The sequence below is a fragment of the Gordonia aichiensis genome, from assembly GCF_039946255.1.
GTDB lineage: Bacteria > Actinomycetota > Actinomycetes > Mycobacteriales > Mycobacteriaceae > Gordonia > Gordonia aichiensis_A.
In genome coordinates, this window is record NZ_JBCDWL010000013.1 from 28,873 (window position 1) to 51,756 (window position 22,884).

Annotated in this window: 12 protein-coding genes; 6 read left to right on the forward strand and 6 right to left on the reverse strand. The window is 72.2% G+C overall.

Annotated elements, in window-relative coordinates; genetic code table 11:
- The first annotated feature begins 269 nt into the window (after positions 1-269).
- From AAFO60_RS14925 to AAFO60_RS14950, 6 genes are all read left to right on the forward strand, one after another.
- Entirely contained in the window at positions 270-1,052 is a 783-nt protein-coding gene (locus AAFO60_RS14925) for a thioesterase II family protein (protein WP_347957009.1), read from the forward strand.
- Between the two features lie 8 nt (positions 1,053-1,060).
- Positions 1,061-2,371, forward strand: coding sequence for a polyketide synthase (locus tag AAFO60_RS14930; RefSeq protein ID WP_347957081.1), 1,311 nt, complete (start codon positions 1,061-1,063; stop codon positions 2,369-2,371).
- The gene (locus tag AAFO60_RS14935; RefSeq protein ID WP_347957010.1) at positions 2,364-5,480 is read left to right on the forward strand and encodes an SDR family NAD(P)-dependent oxidoreductase; all 3,117 of its coding nucleotides are present in this window, start codon (positions 2,364-2,366) and stop codon (positions 5,478-5,480) included. Before AAFO60_RS14930 ends, AAFO60_RS14935 begins: the two co-directional genes overlap by 8 nt.
- A 91-nt stretch (positions 5,481-5,571) precedes the next feature.
- Positions 5,572-6,324: a hypothetical protein gene (locus tag AAFO60_RS14940; protein ID WP_347957011.1), complete on the forward strand. Its 753-nt coding sequence runs from the start codon at positions 5,572-5,574 to the stop codon at positions 6,322-6,324.
- A 93-nt stretch (positions 6,325-6,417) separates the two neighbouring features.
- Complete coding sequence (locus AAFO60_RS14945) at positions 6,418-11,775, forward strand: amino acid adenylation domain-containing protein (protein ID WP_347957012.1); 5,358 nt, start codon at positions 6,418-6,420, stop codon at positions 11,773-11,775.
- Positions 11,772-16,334, forward strand: a complete 4,563-nt coding sequence (locus tag AAFO60_RS14950) for an amino acid adenylation domain-containing protein (RefSeq protein WP_347957013.1) — start codon at positions 11,772-11,774, stop codon at positions 16,332-16,334. Before AAFO60_RS14945 ends, AAFO60_RS14950 begins: the two co-directional genes overlap by 4 nt.
- A gap of 649 nt (positions 16,335-16,983) precedes the next feature.
- Here AAFO60_RS14950 and AAFO60_RS14955 read toward each other — a convergent pair.
- From AAFO60_RS14955 to AAFO60_RS14980, 6 genes are all read right to left on the reverse strand, one after another.
- Positions 16,984-18,339 carry a SagB family peptide dehydrogenase gene (locus AAFO60_RS14955; RefSeq protein ID WP_347957014.1) on the reverse strand — a complete coding sequence of 452 codons (1,356 nt, stop codon included), beginning with the start codon at positions 18,337-18,339 and terminating at the stop codon, positions 16,984-16,986.
- A gap of 4 nt (positions 18,340-18,343) precedes the next feature.
- Positions 18,344-19,321, reverse strand: coding sequence for an ABC transporter substrate-binding protein (locus AAFO60_RS14960; protein WP_347957015.1), 978 nt, complete (start codon positions 19,319-19,321; stop codon positions 18,344-18,346).
- 78 nt (positions 19,322-19,399) lie between these two features.
- Positions 19,400-20,320, reverse strand: a complete 921-nt coding sequence (locus AAFO60_RS14965) for a TIGR03564 family F420-dependent LLM class oxidoreductase (RefSeq protein ID WP_347957016.1) — start codon at positions 20,318-20,320, stop codon at positions 19,400-19,402.
- A 120-nt stretch (positions 20,321-20,440) separates the two neighbouring features.
- Complete coding sequence (locus AAFO60_RS14970; RefSeq protein WP_347957017.1) at positions 20,441-21,067, reverse strand: TetR/AcrR family transcriptional regulator; 627 nt, start codon at positions 21,065-21,067, stop codon at positions 20,441-20,443.
- Positions 21,068-21,229: 162 nt separating this feature from the next.
- Positions 21,230-21,880: an NAD(P)H-binding protein gene (locus AAFO60_RS14975; RefSeq protein ID WP_347957018.1), complete on the reverse strand. Its 651-nt coding sequence runs from the start codon at positions 21,878-21,880 to the stop codon at positions 21,230-21,232.
- A 54-nt stretch (positions 21,881-21,934) separates the two neighbouring features.
- Entirely contained in the window at positions 21,935-22,798 is an 864-nt protein-coding gene (locus AAFO60_RS14980; protein ID WP_347957019.1) for a fumarylacetoacetate hydrolase family protein, read from the reverse strand.
- Between the last annotated feature and the right edge of the window lie 86 nt (positions 22,799-22,884).

Here is a 22,884-nt window from a genome sequence, read left to right on the forward strand (position 1 = left end):
CTCGCCCAGCCTATGGGACGGCTTACTTGCCCAGCCTGTGGGAGGGCTTACTCGCCCAGCCTGTGGGAGGGCTTACTCGTCCAGCCTGTGGCGGCGGCCTTTCAGGGTGGTCGAGTAGGCCGAGGCGCTAGCCGAGGGCGTATCGAGACCCGGGGGCGTTCGCTGAGCGGAGGAACGCAGTGACGGAGCGCATCGAGGCGACCGGCACGGGGGGAGACACGAAGGGGGTGAGGCGGTCGCCTCTCCCAACACCACAGTCAGGAGGATCCATGACGCAAACACACGAAGTTCCGGTCCTGCGGGCCTTCCATCGACCGGCGCGGTCGGACGCACCGGTTCTGCTCGTCTTTCCGCACGCCGGCGGCGGGGCGTCGTCGTATCGTGACCTGTCCCAACGGCTCTCGGATCACTTCGACGTCCGCGTGATGCAGTACCCCGGTCGGCAGGACCGGATGCGTGAACCCGCGGCGGCGCGACTGCCGCAGCTCGCGGACGAGGCGTTCGAGGCGTTCCGCGCCGCCCCCGACCTCGACGGACGACCCGTCGTCGTGTTCGGGCACAGCATGGGCGCGATCGTGGCCTTCGAGGTCGCCCGACGGCTCGAGGACGCCGCGCGGACGCCGGCGGCGCTCGTGGTGTCGGCGGCGACCGCGCCCAGCCGCGTCGCGGCGCTGCCGAAGCATCCCGATTCCGACGACGAACTGCTGGCGCACCTGACCGGACTGCAGGGGACCGGCGGCGCCGTGATGGGCAGCGACGCCGTCCTGCGGATGGCGCTGCCCGCGCTGCGGGCCGACTACCGAGCGTTCGACGCCTACGACTGCGGGGTAGACGTCCGGGTGGCGTCGGCGATCCGCGTCATCGGCGGCGCCGACGACCCGGTGATCCGGCCGCATCAGCTCCACTCCTGGTCCGACCACGCCGACGACGTGGCGGTCACCGTCGTCGACGGCGGGCACTTCTACCTCAACGATCACCCGGCCGAACTGGCCGAGCTTCTCGTGACCGCGGCCGCCATCCCGGACCGTCGAGTCGAGGAGCAGGCGCGGTGACCGGCGCGATGTCGGCGATCGACGACGACGCGATCGTCATCACCGGGATGAGTGTCGAGGCGCCGGACGGAATCGACACCCCGGAAGACTTCCATGCCGCGCTGGCCGCGGGGGAGGACCTGATCGGCCCCCTGCCGCGCGACCGCGACTGGCCAGTCGACCAACTCCTCGCCCTCGACCGCGTGCCGGGCTGGGGCGCGGTGCCCGACGCTGGCGGGTTCCTGTGCGGTGCAGCGGAGTTCGACCCGCAGTTCTTCGGCGTCAGCCCGCGCGAGGCCGCCGCGATGGACCCGCAGCAGCGCGTCGCGATGCGGGTGGCGTGGCGGGGCGTGGAGAACGCGGGCATCGACCCGGAGTCCTTGCGCGGCCGGGAGATCGGCGTCTACTTCGGTGCGTCGATGATGGAGTACGGCCCGCGGGCGGCCACCGTCAACGAGTACTCCGGGCACCGGATCGCCGGAACCGCCCTCGGCTCGGTGTCCGGCCGGATCTCGCACGCGATGGGGTTGATCGGGCCGTCGATCACCGTCGACACGGCGTGCGCGTCGTCGTTGACGGCGATCCACCAGGCCGCCGCCGCAGTCCGGGCAGGCGAATGCGAGCTCGCGCTCGCCGGCGGAGTCTGCGTCATGGGGTCGGCCGGCGCCTTCTTCGAGTTCTCCCGCAACCGCGCGCTCGCCGCCGACGGTCGGTGCCGCTCGTACTCGGCGGGCGCCACCGGAACGGTGTGGGGCGAAGGTGCAGGCGCGGTGGTGATCGAGACCGCGGCCTCGGCCCGCCGCGCCTGTCGGCGGATCTACGGGATCATCGCCGGGTCCCGCGTCAACCACAACGGATCGGGAGCGCCGATCGTCGTGCCGAGTGCTCAGGCACAGCGGCGGGTCATCGACGGCGCCCTCGCCGCGGCCGGGGTCGACGCCGCCGACGTCGACCTGATCGAAGGCCACGGGACCGGGACGCTCGGCGATCCGATGGAACTCGAAGCGCTCGCGGCCACCTACGGCGCGCGCCGTGACCCGCGCACCCCCGCCGCCGTCGGATCGGTGAAGTCGAACGCCGGCCACGCGCAAGCTGCCTCCGGCGTCCTCGGCCTGATCAAGGTGCTCCAGTGCGGCCGGAACGCGAGCATCGTCGCCACTCGGTTCGCCGACGAGCCGACCGACCGGATCGACTGGGAGACCGCGGGACTGCGACTGCCCGCGACCACCCGCCCGTGGCCCGCCCGCGCCGGCCGCCGCCTCGCCGCGGTGTCCAGCTTCGGCGTCTCGGGAACCAACGCTCACCTCATCGTCGACATGCCGGAGGACCCCAGTGCCTGACACCCGCCCCGCACCCCGCGACCCGCGTCCCCAGTACCGGCTGCCCGACGGTCGGATCCCGCTCGTCGTCTCCGCCGACGCCGAAGAGAACCTGGGCCGGTACGCGGCCTCGATCGCGAGCTACGTGCGTCGTCGTCCCGACCTCACCGCCGACCGGATCGCCGCCCACCTGCTCGATGCGCGCCCGGTCCGCAAGCACCGGGCGGTCGCCGCCGTCACCGGGCGCGACGACCTGCTGGCGGTGCTCGACGCGCTCGCCGACGGACGCCCGGATCCGGCGACGGTCCGCGCCGCGGCAGGCGAGCGCCGGTTCGCGTACGTCTATCCGGGCCAGGGCAGCCAGCGGCCCGGCATGGGCGCGGTGGACTATCGGAGTTCGACGGCCTACCGGACCGCGGTGGACGCCTGCCACGCCGAGTCGACGGCGCTGTTCGGTACCTCGCCGATCGACTACGTCCTCGGCCGCGGCGACGCCGCAGAGACCGACGACGTCCGGACGGTGCAGCCGGCCCTGTTCATGCACATGCTGGGCCTGACGGCGATGTGGGACGCCGCCGGGGTGCGCCCGGCGATGACGGTCGGTCACAGTCAGGGCGAGATCGCCGCCGCCGTCCGCAGCGGCATCGCGACGCTGCGCGAGGCGCTGGTCGTCGTCACGATGCGCGCACGAACCGTCACGGCGGTCGCCCCGCACGGCTACACGATGGCGGTGCTCGGGATCGACGTCGACGAGGCCGAGGCGCTGCTGGCCCGCAACTCGGGCTGGTTGGAGTTGTCGGTGGTCAACTCCGCGCACATCGTGTGCGTCTCGGGAGAACGACCGGCGGTGCTCTCCCTCGTCGCCGCACTCGAGGCGCAGGGCAGGTTCGCGAAGGAGATCCGCGTCGCCTACCCGGCGCACACGAGCATCGTCAGCCGATTCCGGACCGAACTGTCGACCGCCTTCGATGACTACGGGCTGCCCGAACACTTCTCGACTCCGCAGCTGCCGTGCCTGGGCGCCACCCTCGGCGAGGCCGTCGACGCGTCGATGCCGGTGCGCGACTACTGGTTCTGGAATCTGCGCAACCGCGTCCGCTTCGACCGCGCCGTCGACGCCGCCGCGACCGCGGGCGCCGACGTCTTCATCGAGATCGCCGAGCATCCGACGCTGGTGCTGGCGATGTCGGAGACCCTGGCGGCCACGCCGGGTGCCACGATCGTCGGCACCCGCCGTCGCGACTGCGCCGACCACACGCTGTTCACCCGCAACCTGCTCGGCGTCGCCGCGTCCGACGCCGCCTTCGACTGGTCGGCCTGGGCGCTTCCGGACCGCGTCCGAGAACTGCCGCTCGACGGCTTCCCGAACTCGCCCATGCGCCGCACCCGCCTGTGGGCCCGCTTCGACGCCGGTGCCGACGAGCACGTCAACCGGTCGGGCTGGGCTTCGCCGCCGACCGACCACGACGTGCGCGTCCTGCGCACGCAGTGGCGGCGGCTCACCAGCCGCACCCTCGTCGCCCCGCAACGCCTGGCCGTCGTGGTCGGCCCCGGCGCCGACCGGGCATTCGCCGAACGACTGTGCCGGGCCGCGCCGCAGCACGGCGCCACCGCCTGGCAGGTCGGCGACGACCACCGAATCGATGCCGCCGACGCCGCGGTGATCCTGCTGCCCGCCGGAACCGGTGCGATCGGCGCCGATCTGGCGGCGATCCTCGCCGACGGGGCCTGGCGCGGCGGGCTCACCGACCTGCCCGCCACGTGCTGGGTGCTCACGCGGGGTGCCGAGACCGTCGTCGACGACGACGTCGCCGACCCGGTGCACGCGGCGGCGATGGCCGCGCTGCGGTGCCTGGCCGTGGAACAGCCCGGAGTGCGGGTGGCCCAACTCGATCTGCCGGCGGAGGCGGACGACTGCGTCGACGACGTCCTCGGCACCCTGCACCTCGCGGGCGAGACGGCGGTCGCGGTGCGCGAGGGCGGCGTCTTCGCCAAACGACTGGTGCCGGCGGAGTCCTCGCCGGGGCCGGCCCTCGACCTGAGGCACGCCCTCATCACCGGCGGCACCGGCCGGGTGGGGTCGGTGATCGCCGAACGCTTCGCTCGCGACGGTGCCCGGCGCCTCACCCTGCTGAGCAGATCGGGAGGCGGCGAAGACGCTCGTCGGCTCGCCGATCGGCTCACCCGCCGCTACGGCGTGCGCGTCGACCTGCGTCGATGCGACCTCACCGAGCCGCAGGCGATCGCCTCGGCGACGGCCGACCTCGCCCCGGTCACGACCATCGTGCACGCGGCACTCGACTACGTGGACCGGCCCCTCGCCGACCTCACGGCCGACGACGTCGCACGGGCGCTCGCCGCGAAGGCGACCGGTCTCGACCACCTGTTGTCGGCCGTGGCCGGCTCGCCCCGGGTGCTGATCTGCTCGTCGTTGGCGGCCACTCTCGGCGGCCGCGACCAGGCCCCGTATGCGGCGGCCAATCGGCTGCTGGAGGTGCGGGCCGCCGCCCTGCGCGCCGAGGGGGTCGACGCCGCCGCGATCGGTTGGGGGCTCTGGGCGGTGCAGGGCCCGCTCGATGAAGCGGGTGTGGCGCGCGTGACCGCGGCCGGCGTGGTGCCGATGGCGCCGGCGGCCGCCCTCGACGCCGGACTGCGCGCGCAGGGCACCGACGTGCAGGTGCTGGCCGCCTCCTGGCCCGACCTGCGCGCGCTGCTGTCGATGACGGGTTCGGCGGCACTGCTCGCCGAGGTCCCCGACGGCGCTGCGGCGTCGGCGACACCGGAGCCGGCGACCGAACCGGCAGCGACCGCGGAGCTCGCGGCGTCGGCCGAGGGGAGCGCCGAGGAGCCAGTCGTCGCCGCCGTCGACATGGCGGCCGCGGCGCCGCCCATCGACCCGCCCGCCGACCTGACCGCCGGTCTCGTCGACGAGTTGGCGGTGGCCCTGGGGTTGGCGGCGGCCGAGGTCGATCCGCGTGTCCCGCTGGTGGCGCTGGGCATGGATTCGTTGCAGGCCCTCGACTTCCGCAAGCGCGTACAGACTTCGCTGGCGCGCGAGCTGCCGGTCGAGGCGATTCTGGGCGGGGCCAGCCTCGACGAGGTGGTGACGCTGATGGGCGCCTCGGCGTGATCTCGGAGCGCGACGCCGGCGCCGTCGCGTGTGACCACCAACCTATTTGTAAGGCTAGACTTACCTTCCTTAGGTTTGGTTGAATTGCCGCATGTATGACGAACAGCAGGTGGGGCCGGAATCGCCGACGGAGCAGGCGACCGTCGAGACCGGATCGTCGGTGAACTGGCCGACGGTGATGATGGCGGCGGGAGTGTCGGCGGTGATCTCGGCGATCGTCCTGGCGATCGGCCTCGTCGGGCTGCTGCTCAGCGACGTCGGCAACGGTCGGGCGGCGGCTGTGGAGGCGCCGGCGACAGTGGTGAATCTCGGTGCGCAGCAAGGGCAGCCGCAAGCTGTCGCGCCCGCGGCGACGAGTTCGGCGGCGGCCTCGGAGGCGCCGAGCGCCCCGACGCCGGCGGCTGCGGCGCCGGATCAGGCCCAGGCGGCCCCGGCGCCGGCAGCGTCGTCCGCGGGGACGCCCGCCACGGCCGAGCCGCAGGCTGCGAGTGCGCCCACCGCACCGACGGCGGCGCAGTTGCAGGCCGATCTCGACTATTTGAGCTCCGGCGCCTCCAATGCGCAGAAGGCGCAACGCCTCGAGGGCGGCGCCCGCGCGGTCGGGCAGGCCCAGGGCATCCTCGGGCTGGCCAAGCGGTTCAAGCCGATGGGCTTCGCGTACCAGGTCGTCGACCCGGTCGCGGTGAGCGGCGAAACGGCCACTGCGCGAATCAAGTTCAGCTCGCCCGGTTATCAGCCCACCTACCTGACGCTGAAGTGGGTGTGGCAGGACGGCCGGTGGAAGCTGACGAACGGCTCGGTCTGCGAGCTGGGCTCGTACGCGAGCATCCCCTGCAATCTGTGACGGAGCGGCGCGACGGCTTCCGCAGCTCGCTGCCGGGAGGCCGGAGGCCGACCCGAGGCTATAGGTTAGGTAAGGCTACGCTAAAATCTAGCCATGACGAATGACCTTGCCGCCCGCAGACGAGAACTGCTTCGGAAGCGACTCGAGGACCGCGGTCTGACTCACGGGGGCAGCGACGACGCCGCCGGTGGCCGGTCGGGCCGACCCGCTTCGGTTCGCGCCGACCGGGCGCGAACCCGCCTCCCGATCGCGGCGCACCGTCTCTGGTTCGTCGGCCACCGCGACCCCGACGACACCTCGCTCAACGTCTCGGTGGCCTTCGCCCTGCGAGGAGCGCTCGACGTCGAACGCCTGCGCGGAGCGCTCGGTGCGGTGGTGGCGCGACACGAGACGCTGCGTGCCCGCTACCTCCCCGATGCCGCTGGCGAACCCCAGATGGAGCACCGCGCCAGTGCGGAGATCGACTGGGCCGAAACAGATCTGAGTGAGCTGTCGGAGTCCGCGGCCGAACGCAGGCTGCAGGTTCTCGCCGCCCGCGAAGCGCGGACGCCGTTCCGGCTCGCGGAAGACGCGCCGCTGCGCGTCAGGCTGGTGACCCGCGCCGTCGACGACCGGGTGCTGCTGCTGACGGTCCATCACATCGCTTGGGACGACGAATCATGGGCGGTCTTCTTCCATGACCTCGCCGCCGCCTACCGCGGTCGGCCGCTGCCCGCGCTCGCCGTGCAGTACGCCGACCTGCTCGATCCCACCGACGATCACCTCGCCGCCGACCTCGCGCACTGGACCGCCGTTCTGCGCCCGGCGCCGGAGCCGCTCGACCTGCCGGCCGCGGACTCCGCCGCCGGAAGCGGTCGTCTGCACCGGAGCCTGCTCGCGCAGACCGAAGACGCGGGCGAGCTCATCGACATCGCCGAGGCCGCCGCCGACCTCGCTCGCCGCCGCGGCACCACGGTGTTCGCGGTCCTGATCGCCGCCACCCAGGCCTTCCTGCACCGGATCTACGGTGCCCACGACGTCACCCTCGCGGTGCCGACGGCGGTCCGGCCGGCCGGCGCCGACGACCTGATCGGCTACTTCGGCAACACCGTCCTGCTCCGCGGCGCGGTCACCGCCACCGCCTCGACAGAACAACTGGCCGACGCCGCGCACGACGCGCTCACCGCGGCACTGGCCGCGAGTCGCGTCCCCGTCGACCGAGTGGTCGCCGAGGTCGCCGACGACCGCCGCGCCGGACTCGCCGGGCTCGCCGCGGCCAGCCTCACCCTGCGCCGCGAACTGACCGGACCGGATCTCGAGGACGTTGCCGCGACCCACCTGGATCACCTGCACGCCCCCAACGCCCAACTGCCGCTGGAGTTCGCGGTCGTCACCGGCGACGCGCCGATCCTGGAACTGCAGTACCGGACCGAGCGATTCGCCGAACCGGAGGCACGCGCCCTGCTGTCGGCGTATGCGACCTTCCTCGCCGACGCGCTGACCCACCCGGACGCGCCGATCCGCGACGCTCGGCTGCTCGACGGCCCGGGGCGACGGGCGGCGATAGCCGCAGCCAGCGGTCCGACCGTCGACGAGGCGCCCGACACGCTGGTCGCGATGTTCGCCGCCGCCGTCGCCGAGCGCCCCTCCCACCCTGCGCTCGTCACCGACGAGGGCACCGTCACGTACGCCGATCTGGACGCTGCCGCCGATCACCTGGCCCGGCGCATCGTCGAAGATGCGGGACGGGCGACTCTGACCGCGGATTCGGTGGTAGCCCTGCGGATGTCGGCCGGTGAGGACTTCGTCGTCGCCGCGCTGGCCGTCCTGAAGGCCGGGGCCGCGTACCTGCCGGTGGACCCAGACTACCCCGCCGACCGCGCCGCCCTCCTCCTCGGTGACGCCCGTCCCGTCCTCGTCCTCGACGCCGCCGACGTCGCCCGGCTGCGCGCCGAACCGGTGGCGGGCGCGCAGTTGCCGGTGCCGGCCCCCGCGTCCCTGGCCTACCTCATCTACACCTCCGGATCGACCGGCGTGCCCAAGGGCGTGGCGGTGGAACACCGGGCGATCGCCGAACACCTGCGAGCCTTCGCGGCGACCGGCGTGGTGGGCCGCGACGATCGGCTGGTGCAGACCTCGTCGGTCAGCTTCGACGCGTCGGTCTTCGAGATCTTCGCGACGCTGACGGCGGGCGCCACCCTGGTGATCCCCAGGCGCGGTGCCCTCACCGACATCGCCTACCTCGCCGACCTGCTGGTCCGCGCGAATGTGACGGTGATGCACATGGTGCCGAGCATGCTCTCCACCCTGCTGCTGATCCCCGAGGTGAAACAGTGGACGACCCTGCGCACCGTTCCGGTGGGCGGCGAAGCACTGCCCGGCGAGGTCGCCGACGCCTTCACCACAGCGTTCACCGCCGACCTGTCGAACAACTACGGGCCGACCGAGGCCGTCGTCGCCGCCACCCACCATCGCGTCGACGGTCCGCGCGGCGGCGCCGTGGTCCCGATCGGGCGCCCCAATCCGGGCGTCACCGCGCATCTGCTCGGCCCCGACCTGCAGCCGGTGCCCGACGGCGTCGTGGGGGAGGTGTACCTGGGCGGTCGCCAGCTGGCGCGCGGCTACCTGCGGCGCAGCGGACCGACCGCGGCGCGCTTCATCGCCGACCCGTTCGGCTCGGGCGCCCGGCTCTACCGGACCGGCGACCTCGCCCGCCGCGGCGGCGACGGTCAACTACATTTCGTCGGCCGGTCCGACGACCAACTGAAGGTCCGCGGCTTCCGCATCGAGCCGGGCGAGATCGAGGCGGCCCTCAACTCGCGCGCAGACGTGCAACGCGCCCTGGTGGCGGTGATCGACGACCGACTCCTGGCGTACGTGATCGTCGAGGTCGGCGCCGACCCCGACCCCGTCGCCGTGCGAGAAGACCTCGCCGGACGCCTCCCCGACCACCTGGTGCCGGACGCCGTCGTCGTCATCGACGAGGTGCCGCTCACGGTGCACGGCAAGCTCGACCGCACCGCGCTCCCGGTGCCCGCACTCGCCGCACCGGACTTCGTCCCGCCGGCGACGCCGACGCAGCGGCGCGTGGCTGCGGTGTTCGCGGAACTGTTCGGCGGTCGCACGATCGGTGCGGACGACTCCTTCTTCGACCTCGGTGGTCACTCGCTGCTGGCCGCGCGTCTGGTGACCGCGCTGTCGGCCGAGTTCGGCCTCGCCGTCGACGTCCGCGCACCCTTCGACGCACCGACCGTCGCCGGACTCGCCGCCCACCTCGTCGAGCGGGCCGGCGCCGAGCTCGGCATCGACCTCGACGCGGACACCGAATCGCCGGTCGGCGCCGACTGGGCCGATGCCGACTGGGCCGGAAGTGATTGGGCCAGTGCCGATTTCGGGGGAGTCGCGATGGGCGCTCCGGCGACCGTTCCTGCTCCCGCGGTCGCCCCGGCAGCCGCGGCCCGACCACCGCTGGTGGCCGACGGTCCCGGCGACCGTGTGCCGCTGTCGTTCTCCCAGCTGGCGATGTGGTTCAACCAGCGCATCGCCGGCGCCCGCGCGGACGACAACATCGTCCTGACCTTCGCGATCGACGGTCCGGTGGACGCCGCGGCCCTCGGGGGCGCCGTCGACGACGTGGTGGCGCGCCACCGGTCGCTGCGGACGACCTTCACCGAGATCGACGGTCTGCCCGTCCAACTGGTGAACGCCGCGGTCGACGTGCAGTTCGCCGTCGTCGACGCCGCCGAGGAGGCCGAGGCCGCGCGGCTGCTCGACGAGGCGGCCGACGTGCTCTTCGACCTGGCTCACGCCCCGCTGGTCCGAGCCCGGCTGGTGCGCGCCCCCGCGACCTCGAAGCTCGTGCTGGTGATGCACCACATGGTGGTCGACCACGGCAGCGTCGCGCCGATCGTCGCCGACCTCGCCGCCGCCTATCGGGCGCGGACCGGGGCAGCGGTGCGGCCCGCCGACCGACCGCTCGACACCGCTCCCCGATACACCGATCTCGCGCGCTGGCAGCACGCGGTGTTCGGGCTGAACGCCGACCCCGACAGCGCCGCGGGACGCTACGGTCGCGCGCAGCTCGACCACTGGCGCGAACGGCTCGCGGGCCTGCCCGACGAGATCCTGGTGGCCGCCGACCGACCTCGACCGGAGGGTCTCGGTCGGCGCGGCACCGCGGTCGACTTCCACCTTCCGGCCGAACGCGTCTCGCAGCTCAAGGCGGTGATCCGAGCCGCGGGCGTCACCGACTTCATGGCGGTGACGGCCATGTGGTCGGCCGCCCTGCACACGCTCGGCGGGGGCACCGACATCGCGGTCGGCACCCCGGCCGCCGGACGGGTCGACCCGGGAACCGACGGGCTCGTCGGGCTGCTGGCGAACATGGTGGTGCTGCGCACCGATGTGAGCGGACAGCCCACCCTGGCCGAACTCCTGCGCCGCACCCGCGACACCGTCCTCGACGCCTTCGCGCATCAGGAGGTGCCGATCGAGCGACTCGTGGAAGCGCTCAATCCGCGCCGCACCCGCGCGCGCAATCCGCTGTTCCAGAGCATGATCCACTTCCGCGACGCCGCCTCCGAATCTCCGGTGATGCTGGCCGACGACACGTCGATGCGGCTGCTTCCGATGACGATCGACACCTCATACCTAGACCTGAATCTCATCGTCACCAGCCGCGACGACGGCGGCCTGAGCGGGCGCCTGATCGCGTGCGCCGACCTCTACGACGAGGACGCCGCGCGCGGCATCGCCGCCCGGTTCACCCGACTGCTCGACGCCCTCGCCGACGACCCGGACCGCACGCCGGCCGACGTCGCGCTGCGTCCGATGCCCGGCGCCGTCGACGCCTCGGCACACGCCGAGGACCCCGCTCGGCTGGCCGAGCTGATCGCCGCCGGTTCGCCGCGGCGCGTGCAGGCGAAGCCGGCCACGCTGGCCGGGCTCCCGCACGCCGGGCTCACGCACTGTGCGTCGGTCGCGACCTGGATCGTCGACGGTCCGGGTGCCGCGGGGGCCCTCACCGAGACCCTGCGGGCGCTGTCCCCGGGATCGCTGGTCATCGACAACCACGCGGCCGCGCCCTCCTCGCCGGTCGCCGAGGTGTTCACCGTCGGCGGCGGCGCGCACACCGCCACCGAGCGGGCCCTGATCGTCATGCTCGAAGAGCTGCTCGGCGTCACGGGAATCGGACGTGACGACAACTTCTTCGCGGTCGGCGGCGACAGCGTCATCTCCATCCAGTGGTCGGCGCGAGCGGCGGCGTCGGGCATCGCGCTCGATCCGCAGCAGATCTTCGACCACTACACAATCGGCGAGCTGGCTGCGGCCGTCGACGCCGCCCGCGATGACGGTCCGGACGACGCGGCACCGGCCGACGCCGCACCGTCCGACGCGGCACCGATGTCGGCATCCGGGCTGTCCGCCGATCTGCTCTCGGCCCTCGGTTCGGCGTGGGAGGCCCAGCAGTGACCGCACACACCGAGCGCGCGGCCGCCGTCGAAGACGTTCTGGCGCTCTCACCCTTGCAGGCGGGCTTGTTCTCGCTGTCGGAGATGGCGGGCGACGGACTCGACGTCTACAGCATGCAGTTCGTCGTCGAGATCAGCGGCCGGCTCGACGCCGCACTGCTGCGCGAGGCGGTCGGCGTGCTGTTGCGCCGCCACCCCAACCTGCGGGTGAGCCTGTGGGACCGCGGCGTTCCACACCCGGTGCAGATCGTGCCCTCGCAGGTCACCGTCCCGTGGCGCGAGGTGCGGACCGAACCCGGCGCCTTCGACGAACTCGCCCGCGCCGAGCGCGCACAGCGTTTCGACCTGCGGCGCGGTCCCGCCATGCGCGTGGTGCTCGCGCACCTGCCCGGCCGGCGGTATCGGCTGCTGCTGACCGCGCACCACATCCTGATGGACGGGTGGGCCGTCGCCCTGTTCTTCCGTGAACTCCTCGCGGTCTACGACGCGGGCGGCAGCGACCGGGGGCTGGCGCCGGCCAGACCCTATCGCAACTACATCGCGTGGCTGGCGCAGCAGGATTCGACGGCCGCGCTGGACACGTGGGCCGAGTACCTCGACGGCGCGTCGCCGCTGCTCATCGGGGCGCCGGGCACGCCCGCGACCGAGCCGGTGCGGCATCGTCGCGCCCTCGGCGCGGCCGCCACCGCGCGCGTCCTGCGGTGGGCGCGAGGCAACGGCCTGACCCCCGCCGCCGTCACCCAGTACGCGTGGGCGGTGGTCCTCGGCCGCCTCGCCGACCGCGACGACGTCGTCTTCGGGACCACCATCTCGGGTCGCCCGCAGCAGCTGCCGGGGGCCGGCGAGACGGTCGGCCTGTTCATCAACACGGTGCCCGTCCGAATCGATCTGGGGGCCGAGCCGACGGTCGCGACGGCGGCGGTCGCACTGCAGCGGTCGGCCGCGACGATGCGCGACCTCGGCTTCGTCGGCCTGGCCGACATCGCGCGCGCCGCAGGCAGCCCGAACCTCTTCGACACCCTCTTCGTCTACGAGAACGCGCCCATCGGTTCGGCCACCGACCCCGTCACCGCTGCCGACGGCACCCGATTCCTGCCGCTGGCGATGGAATCGCTGTCGCACTACCCGCTGACCGTCGTCGCCTACGAACTCGACGGAGAACTGGTGGTGATGAGCGAATCGGTGCCGGGCGCGCTCGGATCGATCGACCCGGTTCAAGTGCTCGATCGGGTGCTCGCGGTGCTCGAGCAGCTGCCCGCGGCCGCCGACGCACCGGCCGCCTCGCTCGAAGTGCTTCTCGACCACGAGCGGGACTGGGTGGGGCGACCGCCCGGCGGGCAGCCGCTCCCGGTGGGCACCACGGCGGTCGGACTGTTCACCCGGCAGGTGCAGGCCACGCCCGACGCCGTCGCACTGGTCGCCGACGACGGGTCGTGGACGTACGCCGAACTGCACGACTGGGCGGCCGCGCTGGCGTCCCGGCTGCGGGCGGCGGGCATCGGGCGCGGCAGCGTCGTCGCCGTCGCGCCGCAGCGGTCCGGCCGCACCGTCGCCGGGATCCTGGCGTCGATGCTCGCCGGCGCCGCCTACGTGCCGATCGACGTCGCGCTGCCTGCCGCACGCATCGAGAACCTGCTGGCACAGTCGGGGGCCGCCGTCGTGCTGACCGACCCGGAGTTCGTCCCGCTGTTCGCCGGTCGTGCCGAAGGAGTGGGTCGGGCCGCGCCGACTGATCGGGCAGTGCCGGCTGAGCTGACAGTGCTGACCGACTGGGCAGGGCTGGCAGAACGCCGAGCGGAGTCGTTCGTCGCGACCGAACTCGGTCCGGACGACGCGGCGTACGTGATCTTCACCTCGGGATCGACCGGGGAGCCGAAGGGCGTCGTCGGGACGCAGGGTGCGCTGGCCGGCTATGCGCGCGATCATCGCGATCGTGTCCTCGCCGTCGGCCGGGAGCGGCTCGGGCGAGCGATGCGGGTCGCGCACGCGTGGACCTTCTCCTTCGACGCCTCCTGGCAGCCCCTCGCGGCACTGCTCGACGGGCATGAGGTCCACCTGTTCTCCGACGACGAGATGCGAGACGCCGCCCGTCTGGTCGCCGCCCTCGGCGACCGCGACATCGACATGATCGACACCACCCCGTCGATGTTCGGCCAGCTCTCGGCGGCGGGACTCGTGTCGGGCGAGCCCGGGCGGCCGACCCTGACCGTGCTCGCCCTCGGCGGCGAGGCCATCGGACCGGCGCTGTGGCGGACACTCGGATCGTTGCCGCGCACAGCCGTCTTCAACTGCTACGGACCCACCGAGACCACCGTCGAGGCGATGGTTGCGCGGGTGTCCGACTCCCCGGTGCCGACCATCGCCGGTCCCACCGATCGGATGAGCGCGCGGGTGCTCGACACGCGGCTGCGGCCCGTCGCCGACGGGGTCGTCGGCGAGTTGTACCTGACCGGCGACCAGGTGACCCGCGGCTACCGGGGCCGTCCCGGCCAGACGGCGGCCGCCTTCGTCGCCGACCCGCTCCGCCCCGGCGCACGCATGTATCGCACCGGCGACCTGGTGCGACGCAACGGTGGCGGGGACATCGTGTTCGTCGGGCGCGGCGACGACCAGATCAAGATCCGGGGGTATCGGATCGAGGTCGGCGAGGTGGAGGCCGGTCTGCGGGCGGTGCCGGGAGTGCGGGCGGCGGCGGTGATCGTCGTCGACCGCCCGATCGGTGCCGCGCTGGTCGGCTTCGTCGCCGGGGCGGGATTGGTGGCGGCGTCGGTACGGTCGGTGCTGGCGCAGACGCTGCCCGCCCACCTGATTCCGAGTCGGGTGATCACGCTGCCGGTGCTGCCGGTGAACCGGAACGGCAAGCTCGACACGGCGGTCCTGCGGGAGTCGGCGCGCACCGCGCTGGCGGGCGGCGGGGCCGACGAGCGCTTCGACGAGGTTCAGGAGCGTGTCGCCGACGCCGCCGCGGGCGTGCTCGGATCACGCCCGGGCCTCGACGAGGACTTCTTCGACCTCGGCATGGACAGCATCGTCGCGATGGCGCTGGTCACGGCGCTGCGTGCGGGAGGCGACGAGATCGCAGCCCGCGAGGTGATGGCGTTCCCCAATGTGCGCGATCTGGCCGCCGCGGTGCGCCGCGGTGACCGTCTGGCCCGAGCCGCGGCGCAGCGCGAATACGGCGAGGTGCCGCCGCTGCCCGTCGTCGAGTGGATGTACGAGGGTGGCCGCTGGCGTCGGTTCACGCAGACGGTCCTGTTCCGGCTGCCCGCGGGGTGCGCCGATGCGGAGGTCGTCGAGGTGCTGCAGGCGGTGCTCGATGCACACGACATGCTGCGGGCCACGCGCGCATCCGGCACGGTGGTGACTCGGGCGCCGGGTGCGGTGGTCGCTGCGGACCGGTTCTGGGCGCTCGACGTGGGGCAGGGCGGCTCGCTCGGGGGCTCGCTCGGGATCGCCGTGACCGAGGCCGCGCGGCAGGCGAACGAGTCGATCGATCCCGACCGCGGCGACCTGGTCGCGGCGGTGCGGGTGGTCGTCGGCGACGGGGACGATCTGCTCCTGCTCGCGATCCATCACCTGGCCGTCGATGCGGTGAGCTGGCAGATCCTGTTCGGCGATCTCGCCCGGGCCGGGGCGGCGGTCGCGGCAGGCGAGCCGATCGCCTTGGCCGCCGAGTACACCGACTACCGCGCGTGGAGCCGGTGCTTGCTCGGCCGGGCCGGCACCGAACCGGTCCTCGCGCAGCGCGAGTACTGGCGGCGCCAGGTGACGGGCGCCGATCCGGTGATCGGTTCCCGGGTCCCGGAGGTCGGGCGCGACACGTGGGCGGCGCTGCGGTCGGCGCCCGTGCGGACCGATGTCGAACTGACGGCGCGGATCCTCGACGTCGTCGGTCAGCGGATCGGGATGCGCGAATTCCTGCTGGCCGCACTGGCTTTGACCTTCGCGTCGTGGCGTTCGGAGCGCGGGCAGGAGAGTGCGGCCGGCTCGCTGATCGCGCTCGAGGGGCACGGTCGCGAAGACGCGACGGTCGGCGACGACGTCGACACCGGCCGTACGCTCGGCTGGTTCACCACGGTCTTTCCGGTCCGGCTCGCGGCCGGGGAGACCGTGACGGTCGCCGACGTCGAGGCCGATGCGCGGGTGGGGCGTCGCCTCCTCGATCGGGTGATCGCCGACCTGGAGGCGATTCCGAATCGAGGTCTGGACTACGGTCTGCTGCGATACGCGCAGCCCGATCCGGGGCTGGTGGGCGGTGTCGATCCGCAGGTGGAGTTCAACTACCTGGGCCGATTCGACCTGGGCGCCGCCGACGGCGCCCCCGGCGCGTGGCAGCCGGTTCTCGACCTGGAGTTGAACGAGAACCTGCCCACCGATCCCGAACCCGACCTTCCGCTGCGCTACGCCCTCGACGTCGTGGCCGTGGTGCGCGGGACGGACAGCGGTCCGCAACTGGTGACGAACTGGCGGTACTGCTCCACTGTGTTGTCCGAACCGGACGTCGCGCGACTGTCGGCGCTGTGGTCGAGGTCGGTGATCGCCCTGGCTGCGGCGGGATAGCCGGGTGCGGTCCCCGCCGCCGCGATCTGCGTCGGGAGTTGTTCACTGGAGGTACAACATCCGACGCGAATCCCTGCCGATCGGCAGTCTTCGGGGGACTCGGCCTTCGGGGTCGGTTCCAGGGAGGTCGAGTGTATCGAGGCCTGGGGTGGCTCGTGGGTCTCGATGCGCTCCTCCGCTTCGCTCCTCCGCTTACTCGACCAGCCTGGGGCGCGGGTCCTTCCAGGCTGGTCGAGTAGCCCGCGAACGGAGTGAGCGAGTGTATCGAGGCCTGGGGTCTCGATACGTCCTCGGCTAGCACCTCGGTCTACTCGACCAGCCTGGGGGCGCGGGTCGGTTCCAGGGTGGTCGAGTAGCCCGCGAACGGAGTGAGCGAGTGTATCGAGGCCTGGGGTCTCGATACGTCCTCGGCTAGCACCTCGGTCTACTCGACCAGCCTGGGGGCGCGGGTCGGTTCCAGGGTGGTCGAGTAGCCCGTGAATGGAGTGAGCGAGTGTATCGAGGCCTGGTGCGGCTCGTGGGTCTCGATGCGCTCCTCCGCTTACTCGACCAGCCTTTGGGATTCGGTTCGTTTCAGGGTGGTCGAGTAGCCCGCGAACGGAGTGAGCGAGCGTATCGAGACCTGGGGGAGGAGACGCAGACGTCGCCGTCAGCGACGGGGGCGGCCGACCACGAAGGTGCCGACGTTGCACTCGACGAGCTCGTCGCGGCCGGTCGCCGCGGCGAAGGCGGCGGTGTCGCCGTAGCCCTGCGCGACGCCGCCGAGACCCATCGCCGTCGCCACCAGGTACAGCGTCTGGGTCAAGACCCCGACGTGCTTGAGGATCACCGCGTACGGCATCTGCTCATAAGTCCACATGATCCGGCCGACGCGGGCCGCGAGCACCAGCATCACCTGCGGCAGCTCGCCGTCCGACAGGGTGAGCGCGGCCGGTGACAGCAGCCGCTGCACCGCGGGATCGGCGAGGTCGGCGACGCGGCGCAGCGTGTGGTGGACGGAGTCGTAGTGGTACATGCCCGGCTCCGCGCCGGCGACCGTCCGCACCACCGGGTACAGCTCGAGCTCGTAGATCGAGCCGCCGGAGGGGTAGGGGCGCGAGGGGAGTTCGGTTCGAGCGGTGCCTGCATCGTCGACCACGCGCGTGCCGCGGGTCCGGGCGGCGCGGTACAGCAGCTCGCCGAGCTCGGCGATCGTGACCGGCGAGGCGTCGTCGAAACTGCGCGTGGAGACACGTTCCTCGACCACGCGGGTGAGGGGGACGTCGGTGGTCGCGAGCCGGTCGAGGTCGGGCCGCGGCAGAGCGAGCGGCTCGCTCGCGAAGGGATCGGGCTCGGCCGGGATCGGCGCGAACCGGCCGTCGGCCCAGCGCGTGGGGCCGAAATGCGCCCAACTCGTGCCGCGATCGCCGACGGTGCTGCGGCGATGGAACCAGAGTTCGTGCGGACTCCACGACGCGGTCTCGAACTCGGCGTCCTCGGTTCCGGCGTCGGGGACACCGTGTCCGGTCCAGTGCAGGTCGGACCACAGTCGTTCGGTCAGTGCCTCATCGTCCCCGGAGCCGGTGACGACCGCTGCGATCGTCTCCGCGTCGTGGAACACCACGTCGCACCAGGACCGCGGATGTTCGGCGACCATCTCGTCGCCGTCGCGCCGCAGGACGGTGAACTTCGACAGCACGCCCGAATGCGGTCCCGGCTCCGGGCGGGGTGAGGGTGCCGCGCGGAACGGGCGCAGCGTGTACAGCGGCCGCTCGCCGCGTGCGAGGCTCACCTGCACCGAACCCGCCGAGACCAGCTCCGACAGCAGAGCGGCGACGGGCGGTGGCGGGACGGCGTCGAAGGCGATCGGACCGGCGTTGAGGGCCAGGAGCGCGCCGCCCGCCGTCGGGTCGAGCTCGGTGAGGCGCTGCCGGGTCGGCAGCACGGTCGCCGTTCCGGGCGCACCGAGAACGGCTCGGCACCCGGTGCGCCAGGTGTAGACGGTCCGCAGGTTCGAGGCGGACACCGGGCTACTTCACGGCCTTGGTGAACGCCGGCTTCAGCTTGCCTAGCAGATACGGAATCGCCAGCGGCGTGGGCTGATTGAGACCGCTGATGTCGGCCACCGACAGATCGGCGACGGCGCCGTTCTGAACCGACCGCAGGTTCGAGTACCCGGGCAGGGCGTGCAGGGCTCGCTGCAACGCGGGGGTGTTGGCGGTGACGATGAGGACGTCGGCGTCGAGCATCGGGACGTTCTCGACGGAGATCGGGAACCGCGGGTTCTTCGTCTTCTCGAACTCGGCGAGCAACTTCGGGGCGACCTTCATGCCGAGCTCGTTGAACAGGTAGGCGGCGCCGTCGGCGGGGTCGGCCATCACCTGGATCTGATCGGTGGAGAACATGTACGCCATCGCGTACGTCTTGCCCGCCAGGCCCGGCAGCTCCTTCTTGAAGTCCGCGATCTGCGTGTTCACCCCATCGGTGATCTGCTTGGCCTTGCCGTCCTGGCGCAGCAGCGTTCCCAGCAGCGCCACCAGGTCCTGCCACGGGTCGACCTGCTTGCCGGTCACGCCGGGGATGGTCGGCGCGATCTTGGCGATCTTGGCGAAGTCGGCCGGCTGCGAGGTCGGCATGTAACCCTCGGCGAGGATCAGATCGGGCTCGGCCTTGGCGATGTCGGCGACCAGATTCTCCGGGTTCAGGGCGGTCGCGCCGTCGAGCTTGTCGGCGGTCCACGGAGACGGTGCGCCGGTGAGGATCTGAATGTTGTCGAGGTAGGCGACGGGTTGGACGCCGAACGCGAGCGCGGTGTCGATCCACTGCGCGCCCAGGGCGACGATCCGTTTGGGCGTGCCCTTGATCGTCACCGGGCCCTGCGCGGTGTTGACCTGAATCGGGCCTCCGGCGGCCTCTTCTTCGGCGGGCGGGCTGCAGGCGGACACGGCCAGGATCACGGCCAGGAGGCCGGCGATCAGTGCGACGAGAGTCTTCGCGGTCGACTTCATGCGGGACAGCATAACGTAGCCTGCCCTAATTGAAGTTAGGCAGCCCTCATGTATCGGTGGGTCGCGTCCGGCGCCGGTTCACTCGTCCAGGGTGCGCAGCAGTGCGCGGGTGCGGGCACGGACCTCGGGGTCGCGGTCGAACAGGATGCCCACGAACTCGTCGACGCCGTAGGAGCCCAACGTGGTGATCTGCTCGGCCACGCTCGCCTCGTCGCCGATGATCGCGGCGTCGGCCGGTCCGGTGAAGCCCTCGCGGTCCAGCATCGCCTTGTACGAGGGCAGGTTGTCGTACATGGCGAACTGCTCGCCGGCCGCCGCGCGGGCGCCGTCCACGTCGTCGGTCACCGCGACCGGCAGCATCGCCACCGTCCGCACCGCCGACTCCTCGCGACCGGCGCCGACGGCGGCCGCGCGCAGGTTCGGGACGATGTGGTCGCGCAGCGTCTTGGGACCGGTCATCCAGGTCACGGTCCCCGACGTCCGGCTGCCCGCGATGCCGAGCATCTTGGGGCCGAGTGCGGCCAGGTACACCGGCGGCGCGGGCACGTCGCGCAGTGTCAGCGAGCCGCGGGTGGTGATCAATTCGCCTGCGGCGCTGACCTTCTCGCCGTTCAACAGGGGGAGCAGCCCGTCGAGGTACTCGCTGGTCCGCTGGACCGGACGCTTGTACGACACGCCCCACATCCCCTCGGTCACCACCTGGTGGCTCAGTCCCAGCCCCAGGTGCAGTCGCGGACCGATGACGGCGTTGGTGGTCAGGGCGCGCTGCGCCAGCAGCATGGGATGCTGCACCTGCATCGGCAGGACGCTGGTGCCGAACTCGATCTCCGGGACCTCCCAGCCGGCCACGGTGAGCATGGTCAGCACGTCGGGTTCGTTGGGCATCTGGGTGCACCAGACGCGCCGGAAGCCCTCCTCGGCGATCTCGGCGAGATGCTCCACCGCGCGATCGGCGGAGGCAGTACGGGCGTTGATGGTCCAGACGACGCTGATCTGCATGCCGAAGCTCCCTGTGGTCGAGTTGCTTGGTTGTCGATCCTAGTCGGGACGAACTCGCACCACGTTCGGTCAGCGCACCCGGTCGCGACACGGGGCGCAGAACGGAAGGGGTGCGATACGTCAGATCGCGTGGCGCAGAGCGCGGTAGACGCTCTGTCCCAGGAACTCGGCGAGCTCGTCCGGGGTCCACGCGTCGTCGGCCAGGAGGGTTCGCACGGCGGCCTCACCGGCCGACACCCACAGCTCCACCAGCGGCAACAGCTTCTTCTCGACGTCGGGCTCCGGCATTCCCCACGCCACCAGCGTGGGGCGCAGCAGGTCGGCGCACCGGGCGATGGCGTCGGCGCGGCCGCGACCGAAGAACTCGGCGACCTGCGAGTCCGGTGACCCGTAGACCAGCCGCCAGGTCTTGGGCTGCTCGCCGACCGTGCGCAGGAGCGCGCGCAGGACGTCGACGAAGACGGCCTCGTCGGCGTCGACCGCGCGTCGCCGCAGAATCGTGGTGACCGCGCCGCGCAGCCGCCCCTCCTCCCGTTCGACGAGTTCGGCGATCAAGTCGACGCGGTTGGCGAAGCAGGCATAGACCACCGGTCGGGTGACGTCCAACCGTTCGGCGACCGACGCCACGGTGACCGCGGAGACACCGTCGTCGGCGGCGATGTCGAGTGCGGCGTCGAGGATCTGGGGTCGGCGGCGTTCTGGTCCGAGGTGCTCGGCGCGTTGTCGGCGGGACTTCTGGGGAGGCATCAGGAGGTGAGTTTAGTGGTCGACGGCCGGCGTCGTGGAACCTCGGCGTCCTGGCGTCCCGGTGTCGGGTCTGTGCGCCGATCGGTCCGGTGCTGTGTCGATCAGCCCCGTGCCTCTCCCCGTCAGCCCACGGCTTTTCCGATCAGCCCCGTGCTTTGTCGGTCAACCCAATGCGTCGTCGATCGGGACGTCGCCGTCGGTGAACGGAACGTCCTTGCCGATCGTCGACGGCGAGGCGAGGGCGGCCGCGGCCACCTGCGCGACATTGGCGCGGGAGGTGCCCGGGTTGTCGGCCGCGCGGACCGCGGCCGGATCGATGCGACCCGACGGTTCGTCGAGGGTGAGGCGGCCCGGCATCAGGATGGTCCAGTCGAGGTCGGTGGCCCGCAGCGCGGTGTCGGCCGCGGCCTTGGCCTGCGCATACGGGTAGAACGAATCGTCTTCTGGCACACCGTGGTCGGGGCCCGCGCCGAGGTACGACACCATCACGAAGCGATGCACGCCCGCCGATCGGGCGGCGTGCATCGACGTGATCGCGGCGTCGCGGTCGACAGCGTAGGTGCGGGCCGGATCGCCGCCGCCGGCGCCGGCGCTGAAGACCACGGCGTCGGCGCCGCGCAGGGCGTCGGCGAGCTGCTGCTGCGTCACGGTCTCGATGTCGAGCACCAGCGGTGTCGCGCCGGTCGCGGCGACGTCGTCGGCGTGCGCGGGGTTGCGCACGATCGAGGTCACGGTGTCGCCGCGAGCGACGAGGATCGGAGCCAGTAGGAGGGCGATCTTGCCGTGACCGCCGATGATCGTGATGTCGGGCATGTCCCGACCGTACTCGCGAATCCGGCGCTGTGACGCGAGGTGCGGGTCCCGTGATCAGTCGACGGCCATGGCGGCGACGCGGTTGCGACAGGCGCCGATGCCCTCGATCTCGGTGACGATCTCCTGTCCGGGGGTCAGGTGCAGGCCGTGGTCGGCGCCGGGCGAGGACGGGCTGCCGGTGGCGATGATGTCGCCGGGCGCGAGCGTCAGGAATCGAGAGATCCGCCGGACCAGGTGGATCGGGTCGAAGTGCAGGTCGGCGGTCGACGCCTCCTGGACGACGGTGCCGTCGATCGTGGTCGAGAGCTTCACCTGCGGGAACTCCGCACCGGGAAGGGCGTCGGGCGTGACCAGGTAGGGGCCGACGGGGGTGCAGCCGTCCCAGACGTTGCCCGTTCCCCACTCGTGGGCCTCGAACTCCAGGTCGCGGTCGACGACGTCGTTGATCACAGTGAAGCCGGCGATGGCCGCGGCCGCTGAGGCGTCGTCTGCGTGCCGGACCGAGGCGCCGATGACGATGGCCAGTTCGGCGGCGCAGTCGAGGGTTCGTGCGTCGGCGGGAAGGGTGATCGGGTCGTGGGGGCCGATCAGCGAACTGGCGAACTTGGTCGACAGCCGCGGGTGCTGCGGCACGGGAAGCCCCAGCTTGGTGAGGTGCTGACCGTAGTTGTGGGCGACGCACACGACCTTGCTCGGTGCCGGCACCGGCGCGGCGAACTCGACCGCGCCCTCGTTGTAGACGGCTCCGCCCGGCTGCTCGCCGCGGGTGACGGCGGCTGCCGTCGACAGCCCGTCGGGATCGCTCAGGAGCTCGCCCAGATCCGCGTGCGGCAGCGCGACGAGGACCTGTGCGCCGTCGCGTTCGGTGCGGGTGACGGCGACGGTGGTGTCGCCGGTCCGGATCGTAGCCAGGTGCATGGGATCTCCTCCACGAGATGTCGGGCGAATGCGATGGTCGATATGTCCTCATCATCGCATTCGGGTCGGACATGCGCCCTCGGGGC